The sequence below is a fragment of the Moraxella sp. 179-F 1C4 NHS genome (assembly GCF_045370505.1).
In the GTDB taxonomy this organism is placed as follows: Bacteria; Pseudomonadota; Gammaproteobacteria; order Pseudomonadales; family Moraxellaceae; genus Faucicola; species Faucicola tetraodonis.
Genome location: NZ_JBIQEC010000001.1, coordinates 119,973 through 133,946, shown reverse-complemented (window position 1 = coordinate 133,946; position 13,974 = coordinate 119,973). Strand labels below are relative to the sequence as shown.

Genomic DNA, 13,974 nt, shown 5'->3' with positions numbered 1-13,974 from the left:
TTTGACACATTTGTAGATAACCAAGTGTTTCAAAATGCTACATCAGTAGATGATTAACTCATCTTTTCCTTATAATTGGAGAAATGTCAATGGCTCGTATTGCCGGTGTAAACATTCCGGACAACAAGCACGCTATCATTTCACTCACTTATATTTTTGGTATTGGTCGTACCACTGCTGCTAAAATTTTAGAAGCGGTAAACATTGCGCCAACTACTAAAATCAGTGAACTAAATGATACTCAGCTTGATGCTGTCCGTACCCAAGTTGCAGAATATGCGACTGAAGGTGACTTGCGTCGTGAAATCTCGATGAATATTAAACGTTTAGTAGACTTAGGTTGCTATCGTGGCTTGCGTCATCGTCGCGGTTTACCAGTAAATGGTCAACGCACAAAAACAAATGCGCGTACTCGTAAGGGTCCACGTAAAGCAATCAGAAAATAATTAACTTAGGAAGCTAAAAGATGGCAAAAGACACTCGTAGTCGCAAAAAAGTGACTCGCCGCTCGGTAGCTGAGGGCGTAGCGCACATCCATGCGTCTTTTAATAACACCATTGTAACGATTACCGATCGTCAAGGTAATGCTTTGGCTTGGGCCACCGCTGGTGGACAAGGCTTCCGTGGTTCACGTAAATCTACACCATTTGCTGCACAGGTTGCGGCTGAAGTGGCTGGTAAAGCAGCACAAGAATATGGTGTCAAGAATGTTGATGTCTTGGTTAAAGGTCCAGGACCTGGTCGTGAGTCTGCGGTAAGAGCCTTAGGTGCATTGGGTTATAAAATAAACAGCATTAGCGATATAACCCCGATTCCTCATAACGGAACTCGTCCACCGAAAAAACGTCGCGTATAAGGAGACTTTCATGGCCCGTTATCTAGGTCCAAAATTAAAACTTTCTCGTCGTGAAGGTACTGATTTACAATTAAAATCAGGTGTAAAAGCGTACGAAGAAAAAACCAAAAAAGCTGACCGCGCCCCTGGTCAACATGGTAATCCACGTAGCAAAACGTCAGAGTATTCTGCACAGCTTCGTGAAAAACAAAAAGTAAAACGCATTTATGGTGTGTTAGAGCGTCAATTCTCAAACTACTATAAAGAAGCTGCGCGTATGAAAGGCGCAACTGGCGAAAACTTGCTTCAAATGTTAGAACGTCGCCTCGATAACGTTGTTTATCGTATGGGTTTTGGTGCAACTCGCGCAGAAGCTCGCCAATTAGTTAGCCACCGTGCTATTCTAGTAAAAAAAGCGGGTCGTGATGAGTTTGTTCGTGTGAACATTCCTTCAATCCAATTACAAGATGGTGATGTGATTGCCGTACACGAAAAAGCCAAAGAACAATTACGTATTAAAAACGCAATTGAATTGGCGGGTCAACGTGGTACACCCGTATGGTTGGAAGTTGATCATAGCAAATTGCAAGGTACTTTTAAACAAGCGCCAGAGCGTGCTGATTTACCAACCGAAATCAACGAAAGCTTAATCGTTGAGTTGTACTCTAAATAATTAATTTTACTATAAAGTCGAGGTGACAAATGATGCTAAATGCTACTGAGTTTCTTACACCGAATGCCATTCATGTGGACACGGTCAATGAAACACACGCCAAAGTCACGCTCGAACCGTTAGAACGAGGTTTTGGGCATACGTTAGGTAATGCCCTACGTCGCATTCTATTATCTTCATTGCCTGGTGCAGCTGTAATCGAAGCTGAAATCGAAGGCGTTGATCATGAGTATTCAACCCTTGAAGGGTTGCAAGAAGATGTGCTAGATCTATTGTTAAATTTAAAAGGTTTAGCGATCCAATTGCATGATCAAAATGAAGTATTCTTGACCCTTGACAAACAAGGTCCAGGCACTGTACTAGCATCAGATATTGAGTTACCTCACAATGTAGAGATTATCAATCCTGATTTAGTTTTAGGTACATTAAGTGATCGTGGTCATTTAAAAATGCGTTTGCGTGTAGCAGTAGGTCGTGGTTATGAACCTGCCAATGTACGTAAAGATTCTGGTGATAACAAAGTTATTGGTCGTTTAAAATTGGATGCTAGCTATAGCCCAATCTTACGCGTGGCATATCAAGTTGAAAATGCCCGTGTTGAACAGCGCACTGACTTAGACCGTTTGGTTATCGAACTTGAAACCAATGGTACCATCGATCCAGAAGAAGCGATTCGCAAAGCAGCAACGATTTTGCAGCAGCAAATTGCCGTATTTGTTGACCTTGAAGCGGAAGCCACCCCAGAACCTGTTAAGGAAAAAGAAGAAGTTGACCCTGTGCTACTGCGCCCAGTGGATGACTTAGAATTAACGGTTCGCTCAGCAAATTGCTTGAAGGCGGAAAATATCTATTACATTGGCGATTTGGTACAACGCACCGAAACTGAGTTGTTAAAAACCCCAAATCTCGGTAAGAAATCATTAACTGAAATCAAAGACGTCCTTGCTTCTAAAGACTTAGAGCTTGGTATGCGCCTTGAAAATTGGCCACCTGCTGATTTACGTGTTGATGACCGCTTCTCTTACCGTAGCCGTTAAAATTTAAAGGAAGTTTGACCATGCGACATCGTAACAGTGGAGTTAAGTTGGGTCGTACCAGCAGCCATCGTAAGGCCATGTTCCAAAATATGACCAACTCACTATTTGAACATGAACTCATCAAAACTACTCTTCCTAAAGCTAAAGAGCTTCGCCGTGTGGCAGAGCCGCTAATTACTTTGGCAAAAGAAGATTCAGTTGCTAACCGTCGTCTAGCGTTTAACCGCTTACGTAATAAAGCGACTGTAGGTAAATTATTCACGACACTAGGCCCACGCTACAAAGCGCGTCCAGGTGGTTATTTACGTATCATCAAATGTGGTTATCGCGATGGCGATGCTGCACCGATGGCATACGTTGAATTAGTAGACCGTGACTAATCATACTGATTAAAAAAACCCCATAGGTTCGCGCTTATGGGGTTTTTTTGTTTATAGTGATAAATCTTCAATTTACCTTTGGAAATATGATGCAGCTGAGTTTTGATATGCTAGTGATGTTAACGTTGGTCGCAGGGATTGCAGGATTTTTAGATGCCATGGCAGGGGGTGGTGGCTTATTGACCATTCCTGCCCTGTTAATGGCAAATGTTCCTACGCTTTATACCTTGGGCACCAACAAGCTGCAAGCGACTGCAGGTTCGCTTTCTGCCTCTATTACCATGATACGCAAAGGCAAAATTCACCCTAAGCAAATTTGGCGTTCGCTTATCGCCTGTTTTGTCGGAGCTGTGCTAGGCGCTATGGCTGTGCAACTTTCTCCGCCAGTGCTATTAACCAAAGGCATTCCTTTTTTAATCGCGCTTATTGGTATTTATTATCTGTTTGCACCCAATATTGGTGAGGTCAAATCTGCACCACGAATCAGCAAAAATAAATGGCAATATGGGATGTCACCCTTAATTGGTTTTTATGATGGCTATTTGGGCCCTGGTACAGGGATGTTTTTTGCGCTAGGCGGTATCACCATGCGGGGCTTGGATATGATTACCGCGACTGCCAATGCCAAATTACTCAACTTTACCAGCAATGCCGCATCATTGATGTTCTTTGTGTTGGGTGGAAAAGTGCTTTGGTCAGTGGGAGTTGCTATGATGGTGGGGCAGTTTATTGGTGCTTCATTGGGTGCAAGGATGGCCGTTAAAGGGGGCACTAAGTTTATTCGACCTGTGATTGTGGTGATGTGTTTCGCGATGCTAATTAAATATGTGTTTTTTTCTTAATAATTTTTATTTATGATAGTGGTAACATTATTCATACTTAGACTATAGAACATATGACAACTGAAATGATTTTAAGTATTTTTCTTGGGATTGGCTTGGCGGCAAGTAGCGGGTTTCGTGTGTTTGTACCGCTGTTTGCCCTCAGTTGTGCGGCATATTTTCATATTATTCCCCTTAATGACAGCTGGCAGTGGGTAGGCTCTACGCCTGCGTTAATTATTTTAGGCGTAGCCAGTATTGCAGAGTCGATCAGTTATTTAATCCCGTTGGTTGATCATCTGTTAGATACCGTTGCTGTACCGCTCGCAGGGATTGCAGGAACATTGGTCATGGCTTCAACATTGACCGATATGAGTCCTGCCATGACTTGGGCGCTAGCGATTATTGCTGGCGGCGGCGCTGCGGCTACGATAAAAGGTACAGCTGCCACCACGCGCGTGGCTTCGACTGCGACGACGGGCGGTTTGGCAAATCCTGCTGTTTCAGTGGCAGAGACCGGGACAGCGATAGGGCTGTCGGCTTTGTCGATTTTTTCACCCATTTTTGCGATGATTGTGTTACTCATCGGTTTACTGATGATGATTTGGGTGGTAATAATGGTTAAAAACCGCGTCAAACGCTAAGGCATCTTGCCTGTTTCTTGTAAAGAAAGCGTGCCATCTTGACCCACGATAATATGGTCAATCAAAGTCATATCGACAAGCTGACACGCTTTTGCCAAACTGCGGGTAATTTCTAGATCTGCTTGTGACGCTGTGGCAGAGGTGCTTGGGTGATTATGGGCGATAATAAGTTGACTTGCCCCGTATTTTAACGCACAGCGCAGCACTTCCCGCACACATACTGAGCACGATGAAATACCGCCTGTGAATAATACCTCATACTGGATTAAGGTGAGTTGATTGGTCAAAAACAGCACCGCAAACACCTCGCGATTGAGCGGTCGCAGCTGCGTAGTCAGATAGTCTTTGACCAATTGGCTGGCGTTAAGGGTAGGGGCTTGTTTGACTTGGCTGGCAAGGTAGCGTTTGCCCATCTCAAGGCTTGCCAAAATCTGCGCGTATTTTGCCATGCCGATACCGTGACACGCCATGACTGCTTCACTAGGCGCAGATAGTAACTGAGCCAGACTGCCAAATTTCTCAATCAAGCCACGAGCCAGTTCGATGGCGGATTGGTCTTTGGTGCCTGTGCGTAAGAATATTGCCAAAATCTCACTATCTGATAGACTCTCAGCGCCCTTTTGCAGTAGCTTTTCTCTGGGGCGCTCGTCTTGGTGCCAGTCTTTGATTGCCATAGGCATTTCCTAATAAATGATGATTAATCATACCTAAAATGGCGGAAAATTGTTACTATAGGCAAAATTTTTTAGTGCTTTTATCTTATGAAAAATATCCTTCTTGGTATTACAGGCGGTATTGCTGCCTACAAATCCGCCTCGTTTGCCCGACTATTGATTAAAAATGGCTATGACGTCCGTGTTATTATGACGGCAAGCGCACAAGCCTTTATCACACCGTTAACGCTGCAGGCCTTAACGGGTAACCCAGTGCATATCGACTTGTTGGATGAGAGCGCTGAGCTGGGAATGGGGCATATTGAACTGGCAAAATGGGCGGATTTACTGATTATCGCGCCTGCTACCGCGAATACGATTGCCAAACTGGCCATGGGAATAGCGGATGATTTACTCACTACCGTCTGCCTTGCTACCGCTGCCCCGATTTTAGTGGCGCCTGCTATGAATCAGCAAATGTGGCAACATCCATCGGTCAAACTTAATTTGCAGACGTTAACCGATTATGATTATGAAATCATCCAACCAGCCAGCGGTGAGCAAGCTTGTGGTGATATCGGTGAGGGAAGATTGCCAGAGCCAGAGCAGTTGCTTGAATACGTGCAATATTTCATCGCAGCGCAAATCACCCCACAAGTATTGGCGGGTAAAAATGTGACAATCACCGCAGGTCCAACGATTGAAGCCATCGACCCTGTGCGCTATCTATCCAATCATTCCACGGGCAAAATGGGATTTGCGCTGGCAAAAGCGTGCCGTAATGCAGGCGCGAGGGTGACCTTGATCGTTGGGGGTAAAGTGCCCCTACCAACGCCACTACTGGTCAATCGTATCGATGTGTTATCGGCTGAAGAAATGCTAATGACTGCTCGCCAATGCGCCAGTGACGATATATGTGAGTGCCATGACCACCATCACGACCATGACCACCCTCATCATGACCATGAGCATCATCACCATCATGACCATGATGAATTCGGCAATGATGTCGAAGTCGAACCTGTCAGGACAGCGACCGATATTTTTATTGCCACGGCTGCGGTCGCTGATTACCGCACGCGTGATGTCGTGCCGCAAAAGATTAAAAAAACGCAAGATCAGATGGCACTGGATTTGGTGAAAAATCCTGATATTTTGGCGACCATTGCCAAAGAATTCCCTGATGTTTTTGTGGTAGGATTTGCGGCAGAAACCCAAGATGTAGAAAAATACGCTCGTGGCAAGCTTGACGCCAAAAACTTAGATATGATTGCTTGTAATGATGTGTCCCGCAACGATATTGGTTTTGGCAGTGATGACAATGCCATGACGGTGTTTTTTAGGGATAAAGCAGCAGGGGTGACACTAGAAAAAGCCAGTAAAGATAAAATTGCCAGTCAGCTGGTCAGCTTAATCGGTAAGCAATTAGCGAGTAAATTTACCTTGGTAAGATAGTCGCTGATGGCGATTTTTTCCGTTCAGCAAGGCGTTATGCTTTCGATGCTCATGATCCCCGCGATATTTGCCATCGCCAGTATGTTTCATGGGCTGACAGGGATTGGCGTGACGCTGATTGCGACCACAGCATTGGCAAGTTTTTATCCGATGTCGCATGTGCTGCTGCTGACGGTCGTGCCGTGTTTGGTGATTAACTTGGTGGTGTTTTTGGAGGGTGGCAATATTGGCTACTACCTCAAAAAATATTGGCTATTGGTGTTTACTAGTTTTGTGGGCAGTCTGATCGGCACAAAGTTGGTGTTTCTCATCGCACCGCATTATTTGCTGATCGGCCTTGGGCTATTGATTGTCGGATATGTGCTGACCCAGTTTTTGGCAAGTCAAACGGGCAAAAATATTCGACTGCCCAATAATCAACCAAGTTTAATCTTCAGTGGGCTGGTGGCAGGCGTGCTCGGCGGTGCGACCAATGCAATGTCGCCGCTACTGGTGATGTATTTGCTATCGGCTACCGAAGACAGCCTAGACCCCAAAACCGATCTGATTAAAGCCAGTAACCTGTGCTATGTGGTCGGCAAAATCGCTCAGCTCATCGTGCTGTGGCAAGGCTTTGTGAGCCTACCAACGACAGAATTGGGCGTGATTGGCGTGGCGACGCTGTTGTCGTTGTTGTGTTTGTATATCGGGTTTTATTTTCGTCATAAAATCTCACAAAAAATGTTCAAAAATATGACATTAGTGATTTTATTATTATTAGGTATCAACGCTTTGTTTAAAGCATTTACCGTTTAATCTGAAAAACCTAAATGTAAAATGAAAGTTGCCCTTGAATTTTTTAAGAAAATATCTTTCCAATGGATTTCGTACCATTTACCAGTCGCTCTGATGCTATATTCTGTTGGTATTAAAATTTCGTTGGCTTGAGTTGCATTTAGGATTTTTTCGGTTAAAAGATCTGAATAGTTTACTCTTCGCCAATCCTGTGTGACCATACCAACAGGAAAGGAATCTATTGTACTTTTGAGTGAAATATAATTTAAAAAACTAAAAGCTTCATGACAAATAGTTTGAGAAATTATTTTTTGAATTTCATCAAGGTTCTTATACACTTCAAATTTTGAGCAAACTTCATAAGTATCAACTAGCTCATAATACTTATTTACTGTTTCTAAATTTAAATCTTTAAATGGTAGTTCTTGAATAAAGAAAGTGTAACCAACATCACTTTGGGGCGTATTGAAGTGGGCTAATGCTTCAAGATAACCATTAATTATATCAAGGCTGTCAGTCGTTCCATATTCATGGATTGACTCGAAATTTAAAACCATTCTCTCAAATCCTTATTTACCTTGTAAAAGCAAAGCACGTTCATATAAGGCATTTTTCTTAGCCCCTGTGATATCGCTGGCGAGCTGTGCGGCTTTTTTCACCGACAAATCTTGCAATAGTCGTTTTAGCAATTCATCGTGTTGATTATCATGATTCTGTAATTCACTTGCGCCAGCGACCACCAGTACCATTTCCCCTTTTTGCTGATTGGCATCGCTTGCAACAAACTTCTTTAGTTCACCAAGCGTTGACGGATAAATGGTTTCAAACGTTTTGGTTATCTCACGGCAAAACGTCACTTGTCGATTGTCGCCAAGCACCGTAATCATATCATCAATACACTCAACAATACGATGGGGTGCTTCATAAAAAATCAGCGTGGCGGTTAAATCCTTGATTTTAGTCAATTCGCTTTGTCGTCCTGCGGTTTTGGCAGGCAAAAAGCCATAAAAATAAAACTTGTCTGAAGGTAATCCTGCGACCGATAAGGCGGCTATGGCAGCACTGGCGCCGACAACCGGCGAGACTTTGATACCGGCTTGGTGACAGGCGCGCACCAGTCGAAAACCAGGGTCGCTAATGAGTGGGGTGCCGGCATCACTGATAAGGGCGATACTTTGCCCTGACTGTAATATCTCAATCAGTTTAGGGGTCTGTACTTCGGCATTGTGGTCGTGATAAGCCCAAGTTTTGGTGGGGATGTTAAAGTGGTTGAGCAGTTTGCCCGAGGTACGGGTGTCCTCACAGGCGATGATATCAACGGTTTTTAGGCAGTCAATGGCGTGGGCGGTGATATCGGATAAATTACCAATCGGGGTAGCGACGATATAGAGTGTGCCGTTTTGCTGCATGATTTTTCTCAAATTTTGCTAAATATTGGTGCTATTATAAGGTGTTTTCTGCGGAAAAAAGGATTTGTCATGAAAACAATTTGCTTTGCTATTTTAAGTGTAAGTTTAATTTCAACCGCAAAGGCTTGTTTACCCTCATCCCCGGCTGATGTGTTGGTCGGACGAATTGCCAGTATCGAAAAAGGCGGTGAATTGCAACGTGAAAGCCAATCTAAGCAAGGTTTTGGCTTAAAATTCACCGATTATCACTGGGCATTTCGCACGTGGCGTCAACGGCTTATTTTGCCATCGGCGCAGCGTTTTGAAGGTGTTTTTGCCATTAGCTCACTAAAACCCAACGATATCGTTGTGGCATTAGCCAGTCATTATGATGGGGGTAAACCGCATAATTATCGCATTGATAGTGTGGCAAAGCTGACTTGTCAAAACAACCAGCTGATTTTACAAAAACCGTTGGTAATACCGGTCAGTTGGAATCGACAACAGAAACGATGTGGGATTGGTCAAAATTATGCAGGGATTTTGGATGGCTTTATCGACAACAACCAAGCCTATTATTTGGCAAAATTACAGCAAAAATACCCAACTTGTGCCGCTTTAGAAAAAACCTTTGCAACAGTAAAATAACCCAACAATGAAACTCACCGCCCCAAAACAGCGCCAAGGCGACTATTATGAAACCCTCGCCAAACACTACCTTGAAGCGCAAGGTTTAACGTTTTTTGCCAAAAACTGGCACTACAAAAACTTGGGCGAGCTTGATTTGGTGATGCTTGAGCCGACGCAAAAACCTCCTTGCCTCGTCATTGTCGAAGTGCGTCAACGAAAAGCCAGCCAATTTGGCACAAGTTTAGACAGTATCACCCCCGCCAAACAACGTAAAATCATTAAAACCACCGCAGCTTTTTTACAAGCGCATCCGCAATTTGATAACTTTGACATTCGCTTTGATGTGGTAAGTTATGAAGGCGCTGCAACTGCAGGGCAGGCTGTTATGCCAACGCCTACGTGGATCAAGGACGCTTTTAGCGTGAATTAAGCATTTTGTATAACGTATAAACTTAGCAAAAATTATGCTATGCTACGCAGCAAAATAGTATAATTTTACCCCTCTTTTATTAGGTATTTCCCATGAACGCACAAGATTTAATTACTTTACTACAACCCCATTTTCCGAGTGGCAAAATCGAAGCCGCCAATCAAGGCAACAAATTTGATGTGCGCGTGGTGGATGACAGCTTTGAGGGTAAGCGTGCTGTCGCGCGTCAACAAGCCGTATTGGGGTTGGTGTCTGATAAATTTGCGTCAGGTGAAATCCATGCACTCAATATCCAAGCGTTGACCTATGCCCAGTGGCATGATATGCAAGCCAAACAAGCTGCGCAATAAGCCATTTTTAGGAGAAACACATGGATAAATTTTTAATCACGGGTGGCACCCAGGTCAAAGGTGAAGTGGTCATCTCTGGTGCAAAAAATGCGGCATTACCCTTGCTTGCGGCAATGATTTTGGCAGAAACCCCAGTCACCCTGCACAATGTACCGACACTCAAAGACGTCAATACCTTGGTCAAATTGATTGCGGGAACGGGTATCACCATTGAAAAGAACGGCGATACGGTGACCTGCGATACCAGTACCATCAATAGCTACTATGCCCCGTATGAGCTGGTCAAAACCATGCGTGCATCGATTTTGGTATTGGGACCGCTGCTTGCGCGCTTTGGGCAGGCTGAAGTGTCGCTGCCCGGTGGCTGCGCAATTGGCTCACGCCCTGTCGACCAACATCTAAAAGCCTTGGAAGCGATGGGAGCGACCATCACCGTTGAAAATGGCTATGTCAAAGCCAAAGCACCCGCTGGCGGTCGGCTAAAAGGCTGTCATTTCACCTTTGATATGGTCACGGTTGGCGGCACTGAAAACACCATCATGGCAGCGGCATTGGCGGAAGGAACCACGCACCTAGAAAACTGTGCGCGTGAACCAGAAGTGGTTGATCTGGCTAATATGCTTGTCAAAATGGGCGCAAAAATTGAAGGCATTGGCACCGCTTATATGACCATTGAAGGCGTTGACAAATTGAATGGCTGTGAGTACTCAGTAGTACCAGACCGTATTGAAACAGGCTCATATCTTGCGCTTGCCATGATGACAGGCGGCGAAGTGACTGCCAAAAAAACTGAAGCAAGCTTAATGCAATCCGTGCTTAAAAAATTTGAAGAAATGGGCGCCCAAGTCACCGTTGGCAGCGACTGGATTAATGTCAAAATGGCGGGTCGTCCAAAAGCCGTTGATATCCGCACATTACCACACCCTGCGTTCCCAACCGATATGCAAGCCCAGCTCATGACAGTTTGCTGTATTGCAGAAGGTACCAGTACCATTATTGAAAATATTTTTGAAAATCGCTACATGCATGTCCCTGAGCTGCAACGTATGGGCGCAAATATCAAGGTCGATGGTCATACTGCCGTTGTTCAAGGCGTCGATAAACTCAATGCCGCGCCTGTCATTGCAACCGATTTACGCGCCTCTATGTCATTGGTAATGGCAGCGGTGGCAGCCCAGGGCGAGACCTGTATCGAGCGCATTTACCACATCGACCGTGGTTATGAGTATGTGGAAGATAAACTGCGCGGCTTGGGCGTCACCATTGAGCGGGTAAAAGGCGAATAACAGGTATAAGACAATGATACAAGCAAATGATGCCAATTATAACGGTCTTACCTTAGCGTTATCCAAAGGGCGAATCTTAAAAGATACCTTGCCCCTGCTAAAAAAGGCAGGTATCGAACTACTTGAAGACCCCGAAGAATCACGTAAACTGATTTTCCCAACCACGCATGCTGATGTGAGGATTTTGATTTTACGTGCCAGTGACGTGCCAACCTATGTGGAGCATGGGGCGGCAGATTTTGGTGTGGCGGGTAAAGATGTGCTGATGGAACATGGCTCAAGCAATTTATATGAATTGCTTGACCTACAAATTGCCAAATGCCGTTTGATGACGGCAGGTAAAGTGGGGCTACAATTACCCAGTCGTCGTCTTCGAATTGCTACCAAATATGTCAATGTGACGCGCGCGTTTTTTGCCAGTCGCGGTGAACAAGTGGATGTGATTAAATTATATGGTTCCATGGAACTTGCGCCATTGGTGGGCTTGGGTGATTTGATTGTGGATGTGGTTGATACCGGTAATACCTTAAAAGCCAATGGTCTAGAGCCGCGCCAAGAGATTTGCCAAGTCTCTTCGCGTTTGATTGTCAATCAGGTCAGTTATAAACGTAAATTTGCGCTGCTTGAGCCAATCATCGAAAGCTTTAAGCAAAGCATCGCTGATAACACCCAGTAACGGTTCAAAAATCACCATGATGCAGCATCTTTTTGTGTATGGCACGTTAGCGCCCAATCGCGACAACCACACCATCATGACACCTATCAACAACGGCAGTTGGCAGCCTGCGACTATTCGTGGGCATTTGATGCCAGATGGCGGTTGGGGCTCGGCGCTAGGATTTCCTGCAGTCATCCCCGATGAACAAGGCGACATGATAGCGGGCTTGGTGTTTTCGTCGGATGATTTGGTCAATCATTGGAAGCGGCTAGATGAGTTTGAAGGTGAAGCCTATCAGCGCATTGAAGTAACAGCCACGCTTGACAATGGTGCGAAAATCCAAACCTTTGTGTATGCACTCGACAATTTACAGCATTATTAAAGCTGGCTATGCCGATTAAAACATGGAAGATGAAAACATTGAAAATGAAAACATTGAAGATTAAAAAAAGACGTTATTAAAACGTCTTTTTTTAACTGGGCGAAAACTAAAAGCGGTGACCGGTTGGCTCAGTTTAGCCGATTTTGATGCGTCGATTTTGATGCGCCAATTTTGATGGGTTGGCGAATGGCTGTGCAGGCTAAAAAGCCGCTTTCATCCATGAAGAAATTTGTTATGCTATGGGTTAGTCATTTTTTATTCTTAGAGGAATACCATGCGATTGTTAAATAGCCAACAAGCGAGTTTTGAGCAGGAATTGACAGAGCTGCTTGCTTTTGAAACGGTAAATGATCCAGCGCTACTGGCTACGGTTGACGATATTATCGTACAAGTGCGTCAGGGTGGGGATGAGGTGGTGTTAAAGCTGACCCAACAATTTGACAACCATCCTGCCAAAACTTTTGCTGAGCTAGAGATTTCACAAGAAAAGCTCAAACAAGCATTTGATGGGTTAAACCCTACAATTAAGCAAGCGCTTGAACTGGCGGCACAACGCGTCACATCTTTTCACGAGCGCCAACGGCAAGAAAGCTGGACGTATCAAGATGCGCTAGGCAATACGCTTGGGCAACAAGTTACACCACTCGATAAAGTGGGTATCTATGTGCCAGGTGGGCTGGCAAGTTATCCATCCAGCGTCTTAATGAATGCGTTACCCGCCAAAGTGGCAGGGGTCGGGCAAATTATCATGGTAGTGCCTGCCCCTCATGGTGAACTAAATCCCTTGGTATTGGCAGCCGCTTATTTGGCGGGTGTCGATAAAGTCTTTACCATTGGGGGCGCGCAAGCGGTGGCAGCGTTGGCTTACGGCACTAACACCATCCCGCAAGTCGATAAAATCACAGGACCTGGCAACAAATACGTGGCAGCCGCCAAACGCGCCGTGTTTGGGCAAGTGGGCATTGATATGATTGCCGGCCCCTCGGAAGTACTGGTATATGCCGAAGGTGTGGCAAATGATAAAGCTGATTGGTTAGCCATGGATTTATTGTCGCAAGCTGAGCATGACACCGTTGCGCAAGCAATTTTTGTCACCCCATCTGAGCCATTACTCAAAAAAGTTGCGCAGGAAATCGAAAAAGCCTTAGCAGATTTGCCAAAAGCTGAAATTGCTAAAGCGGCGATTGCCAACCGTGGCGCGCTGATTTTGGTGAAAGACCGAGCAGAGGGTATTGAGGTTATTAACCGCATTGCGCCGGAGCATTTGGAATTATCGGTAGATGACCCAGAGGCAATGGTCAAAGATGTGCGCCATGCGGGCGCTATCTTTATGGGGCGCTATACCCCTGAAGCGATTGGCGATTATTGCGCTGGCCCTAATCATGTATTGCCAACGTCAGGTACTGCACGCTTTAGTTCACCGCTCGGCGTATATGATTTTCAAAAGAAATCTTCGATTATTTATTGTAGCGAGCAAGGTAGCCAAACGCTGGCAAAAACTGCCGATATATTGGCGGTTGAAGAAAACTTGGATGCACACGCGCGCTCAGCCCGTTACCGCGTGAAATAGGTTCAAAA

At 44.9% G+C, this 13,974-nt stretch carries 19 protein-coding genes; 16 read left to right on the top strand and 3 right to left on the bottom strand.

Annotated elements, in window-relative coordinates; all coding sequences use genetic code 11:
- The first annotated feature begins 89 nt into the window (after nt 1-89).
- The 7 genes from rpsM (at nt 90) to ACH0AB_RS00615 (ending at nt 4,390) form a co-directional block, all read left to right on the top strand.
- Nucleotides 90-446 carry a 30S ribosomal protein S13 gene (rpsM, locus tag ACH0AB_RS00645; RefSeq protein WP_007115566.1) on the top strand — a complete coding sequence of 119 codons (357 nt, stop codon included), beginning with the start codon at nt 90-92 and terminating at the stop codon, nt 444-446.
- Between the two features lie 20 nt (nt 447-466).
- Nucleotides 467-856 (top strand): 30S ribosomal protein S11, encoded by a 390-nt coding sequence (rpsK, locus tag ACH0AB_RS00640; protein WP_007115567.1) that lies wholly within the window; start codon nt 467-469, stop codon nt 854-856.
- A 10-nt stretch (nt 857-866) separates the two neighbouring features.
- Nucleotides 867-1,508 (top strand): 30S ribosomal protein S4, encoded by a 642-nt coding sequence (gene rpsD / locus ACH0AB_RS00635; RefSeq protein ID WP_007115568.1) that lies wholly within the window; start codon nt 867-869, stop codon nt 1,506-1,508.
- 29 nt (nt 1,509-1,537) lie between these two features.
- Nucleotides 1,538-2,545: a DNA-directed RNA polymerase subunit alpha gene (locus tag ACH0AB_RS00630; protein WP_007115569.1), complete on the top strand. Its 1,008-nt coding sequence runs from the start codon at nt 1,538-1,540 to the stop codon at nt 2,543-2,545.
- A 20-nt stretch (nt 2,546-2,565) separates the two neighbouring features.
- A complete protein-coding gene (rplQ, locus tag ACH0AB_RS00625) occupies nt 2,566-2,925 on the top strand; it encodes a 50S ribosomal protein L17 (RefSeq protein ID WP_036593417.1) in 360 nt (119 codons plus the stop codon).
- Between the two features lie 89 nt (nt 2,926-3,014).
- Nucleotides 3,015-3,767 (top strand): TSUP family transporter, encoded by a 753-nt coding sequence (locus ACH0AB_RS00620; RefSeq protein WP_406876789.1) that lies wholly within the window; start codon nt 3,015-3,017, stop codon nt 3,765-3,767.
- Nucleotides 3,768-3,820: 53 nt separating this feature from the next.
- On the top strand, nt 3,821-4,390 hold the full coding sequence (locus ACH0AB_RS00615; protein WP_406876788.1) for a DUF4126 domain-containing protein: 570 nt from the start codon (nt 3,821-3,823) through the stop codon (nt 4,388-4,390).
- Here ACH0AB_RS00615 and radC read toward each other — a convergent pair.
- Nucleotides 4,387-5,064 carry a RadC family protein gene (gene radC, locus ACH0AB_RS00610; RefSeq protein WP_065253360.1) on the bottom strand — a complete coding sequence of 226 codons (678 nt, stop codon included), beginning with the start codon at nt 5,062-5,064 and terminating at the stop codon, nt 4,387-4,389. The genes ACH0AB_RS00615 and radC overlap by 4 nt on opposite strands.
- Nucleotides 5,065-5,151: 87 nt before the next feature.
- Here radC and coaBC point away from each other — a divergent pair, with 87 nt between their 5' ends.
- On the top strand, nt 5,152-6,498 hold the full coding sequence (gene coaBC / locus ACH0AB_RS00605) for a bifunctional phosphopantothenoylcysteine decarboxylase/phosphopantothenate--cysteine ligase CoaBC (RefSeq protein WP_406876787.1): 1,347 nt from the start codon (nt 5,152-5,154) through the stop codon (nt 6,496-6,498).
- Between the two features lie 45 nt (nt 6,499-6,543).
- Nucleotides 6,544-7,293: a TSUP family transporter gene (locus ACH0AB_RS00600; RefSeq protein ID WP_406876786.1), complete on the top strand. Its 750-nt coding sequence runs from the start codon at nt 6,544-6,546 to the stop codon at nt 7,291-7,293.
- Here ACH0AB_RS00600 and ACH0AB_RS00595 read toward each other — a convergent pair.
- Both ACH0AB_RS00595 and rsmI read right to left on the bottom strand, forming a co-directional pair.
- A complete protein-coding gene (locus tag ACH0AB_RS00595) occupies nt 7,290-7,829 on the bottom strand; it encodes a hypothetical protein (protein WP_135889636.1) in 540 nt (179 codons plus the stop codon). The two genes, ACH0AB_RS00600 and ACH0AB_RS00595, sit on opposite strands and share 4 nt — an antisense overlap.
- Nucleotides 7,830-7,841: 12 nt before the next feature.
- Entirely contained in the window at nt 7,842-8,681 is an 840-nt protein-coding gene (gene rsmI, locus ACH0AB_RS00590; RefSeq protein ID WP_406876785.1) for a 16S rRNA (cytidine(1402)-2'-O)-methyltransferase, read from the bottom strand.
- Between the two features lie 69 nt (nt 8,682-8,750).
- Between rsmI and ACH0AB_RS00585 the strand changes: the two genes are divergently transcribed.
- The 7 genes from ACH0AB_RS00585 to hisD all read left to right on the top strand — a co-directional run bounded on the left by ACH0AB_RS00585 (nt 8,751) and on the right by hisD (nt 13,966).
- Nucleotides 8,751-9,308 (top strand): hypothetical protein, encoded by a 558-nt coding sequence (locus ACH0AB_RS00585; RefSeq protein WP_406876784.1) that lies wholly within the window; start codon nt 8,751-8,753, stop codon nt 9,306-9,308.
- A gap of 7 nt (nt 9,309-9,315) precedes the next feature.
- Nucleotides 9,316-9,720, top strand: a complete 405-nt coding sequence (locus tag ACH0AB_RS00580) for a YraN family protein (RefSeq protein WP_050324682.1) — start codon at nt 9,316-9,318, stop codon at nt 9,718-9,720.
- 92 nt (nt 9,721-9,812) lie between these two features.
- Nucleotides 9,813-10,070: a BolA/IbaG family iron-sulfur metabolism protein gene (locus tag ACH0AB_RS00575; protein ID WP_007115578.1), complete on the top strand. Its 258-nt coding sequence runs from the start codon at nt 9,813-9,815 to the stop codon at nt 10,068-10,070.
- A 20-nt stretch (nt 10,071-10,090) separates the two neighbouring features.
- Nucleotides 10,091-11,356: a UDP-N-acetylglucosamine 1-carboxyvinyltransferase gene (gene murA / locus ACH0AB_RS00570; RefSeq protein WP_201665802.1), complete on the top strand. Its 1,266-nt coding sequence runs from the start codon at nt 10,091-10,093 to the stop codon at nt 11,354-11,356.
- 13 nt (nt 11,357-11,369) lie between these two features.
- Nucleotides 11,370-12,032, top strand: coding sequence for an ATP phosphoribosyltransferase (hisG, locus tag ACH0AB_RS00565; RefSeq protein WP_406876783.1), 663 nt, complete (start codon nt 11,370-11,372; stop codon nt 12,030-12,032).
- Nucleotides 12,033-12,048: 16 nt separating this feature from the next.
- Nucleotides 12,049-12,396 (top strand): gamma-glutamylcyclotransferase family protein, encoded by a 348-nt coding sequence (locus tag ACH0AB_RS00560; RefSeq protein WP_406876782.1) that lies wholly within the window; start codon nt 12,049-12,051, stop codon nt 12,394-12,396.
- Nucleotides 12,397-12,670: 274 nt separating this feature from the next.
- Complete coding sequence (gene hisD / locus ACH0AB_RS00555) at nt 12,671-13,966, top strand: histidinol dehydrogenase (protein ID WP_406876781.1); 1,296 nt, start codon at nt 12,671-12,673, stop codon at nt 13,964-13,966.
- The last annotated feature ends 8 nt before the right edge of the window (nt 13,967-13,974 follow it).

Coding starts and splice junctions, on each gene's coding strand:
- rpsK (WP_007115567.1), top strand. CDS start 467: ATGGCAAAAGACACTCGTAGTCGCAAAAAAGTGACTCGCCGCTCGGTA.
- ACH0AB_RS00585 (WP_406876784.1), top strand. CDS start 8,751: ATGAAAACAATTTGCTTTGCTATTTTAAGTGTAAGTTTAATTTCAACC.
- ACH0AB_RS00595 (WP_135889636.1), bottom strand. CDS start 7,829: ATGGTTTTAAATTTCGAGTCAATCCATGAATATGGAACGACTGACAGC.
- ACH0AB_RS00580 (WP_050324682.1), top strand. CDS start 9,316: ATGAAACTCACCGCCCCAAAACAGCGCCAAGGCGACTATTATGAAACC.
- rplQ (WP_036593417.1), top strand. CDS start 2,566: ATGCGACATCGTAACAGTGGAGTTAAGTTGGGTCGTACCAGCAGCCAT.
- ACH0AB_RS00620 (WP_406876789.1), top strand. CDS start 3,015: ATGCAGCTGAGTTTTGATATGCTAGTGATGTTAACGTTGGTCGCAGGG.
- coaBC (WP_406876787.1), top strand. CDS start 5,152: ATGAAAAATATCCTTCTTGGTATTACAGGCGGTATTGCTGCCTACAAA.
- hisD (WP_406876781.1), top strand. CDS start 12,671: ATGCGATTGTTAAATAGCCAACAAGCGAGTTTTGAGCAGGAATTGACA.
- ACH0AB_RS00630 (WP_007115569.1), top strand. CDS start 1,538: ATGATGCTAAATGCTACTGAGTTTCTTACACCGAATGCCATTCATGTG.
- radC (WP_065253360.1), bottom strand. CDS start 5,064: ATGGCAATCAAAGACTGGCACCAAGACGAGCGCCCCAGAGAAAAGCTA.
- ACH0AB_RS00560 (WP_406876782.1), top strand. CDS start 12,049: ATGATGCAGCATCTTTTTGTGTATGGCACGTTAGCGCCCAATCGCGAC.
- ACH0AB_RS00575 (WP_007115578.1), top strand. CDS start 9,813: ATGAACGCACAAGATTTAATTACTTTACTACAACCCCATTTTCCGAGT.
- rsmI (WP_406876785.1), bottom strand. CDS start 8,681: ATGCAGCAAAACGGCACACTCTATATCGTCGCTACCCCGATTGGTAAT.
- ACH0AB_RS00615 (WP_406876788.1), top strand. CDS start 3,821: ATGACAACTGAAATGATTTTAAGTATTTTTCTTGGGATTGGCTTGGCG.
- ACH0AB_RS00600 (WP_406876786.1), top strand. CDS start 6,544: ATGCTCATGATCCCCGCGATATTTGCCATCGCCAGTATGTTTCATGGG.
- hisG (WP_406876783.1), top strand. CDS start 11,370: ATGATACAAGCAAATGATGCCAATTATAACGGTCTTACCTTAGCGTTA.
- rpsM (WP_007115566.1), top strand. CDS start 90: ATGGCTCGTATTGCCGGTGTAAACATTCCGGACAACAAGCACGCTATC.
- murA (WP_201665802.1), top strand. CDS start 10,091: ATGGATAAATTTTTAATCACGGGTGGCACCCAGGTCAAAGGTGAAGTG.
- rpsD (WP_007115568.1), top strand. CDS start 867: ATGGCCCGTTATCTAGGTCCAAAATTAAAACTTTCTCGTCGTGAAGGT.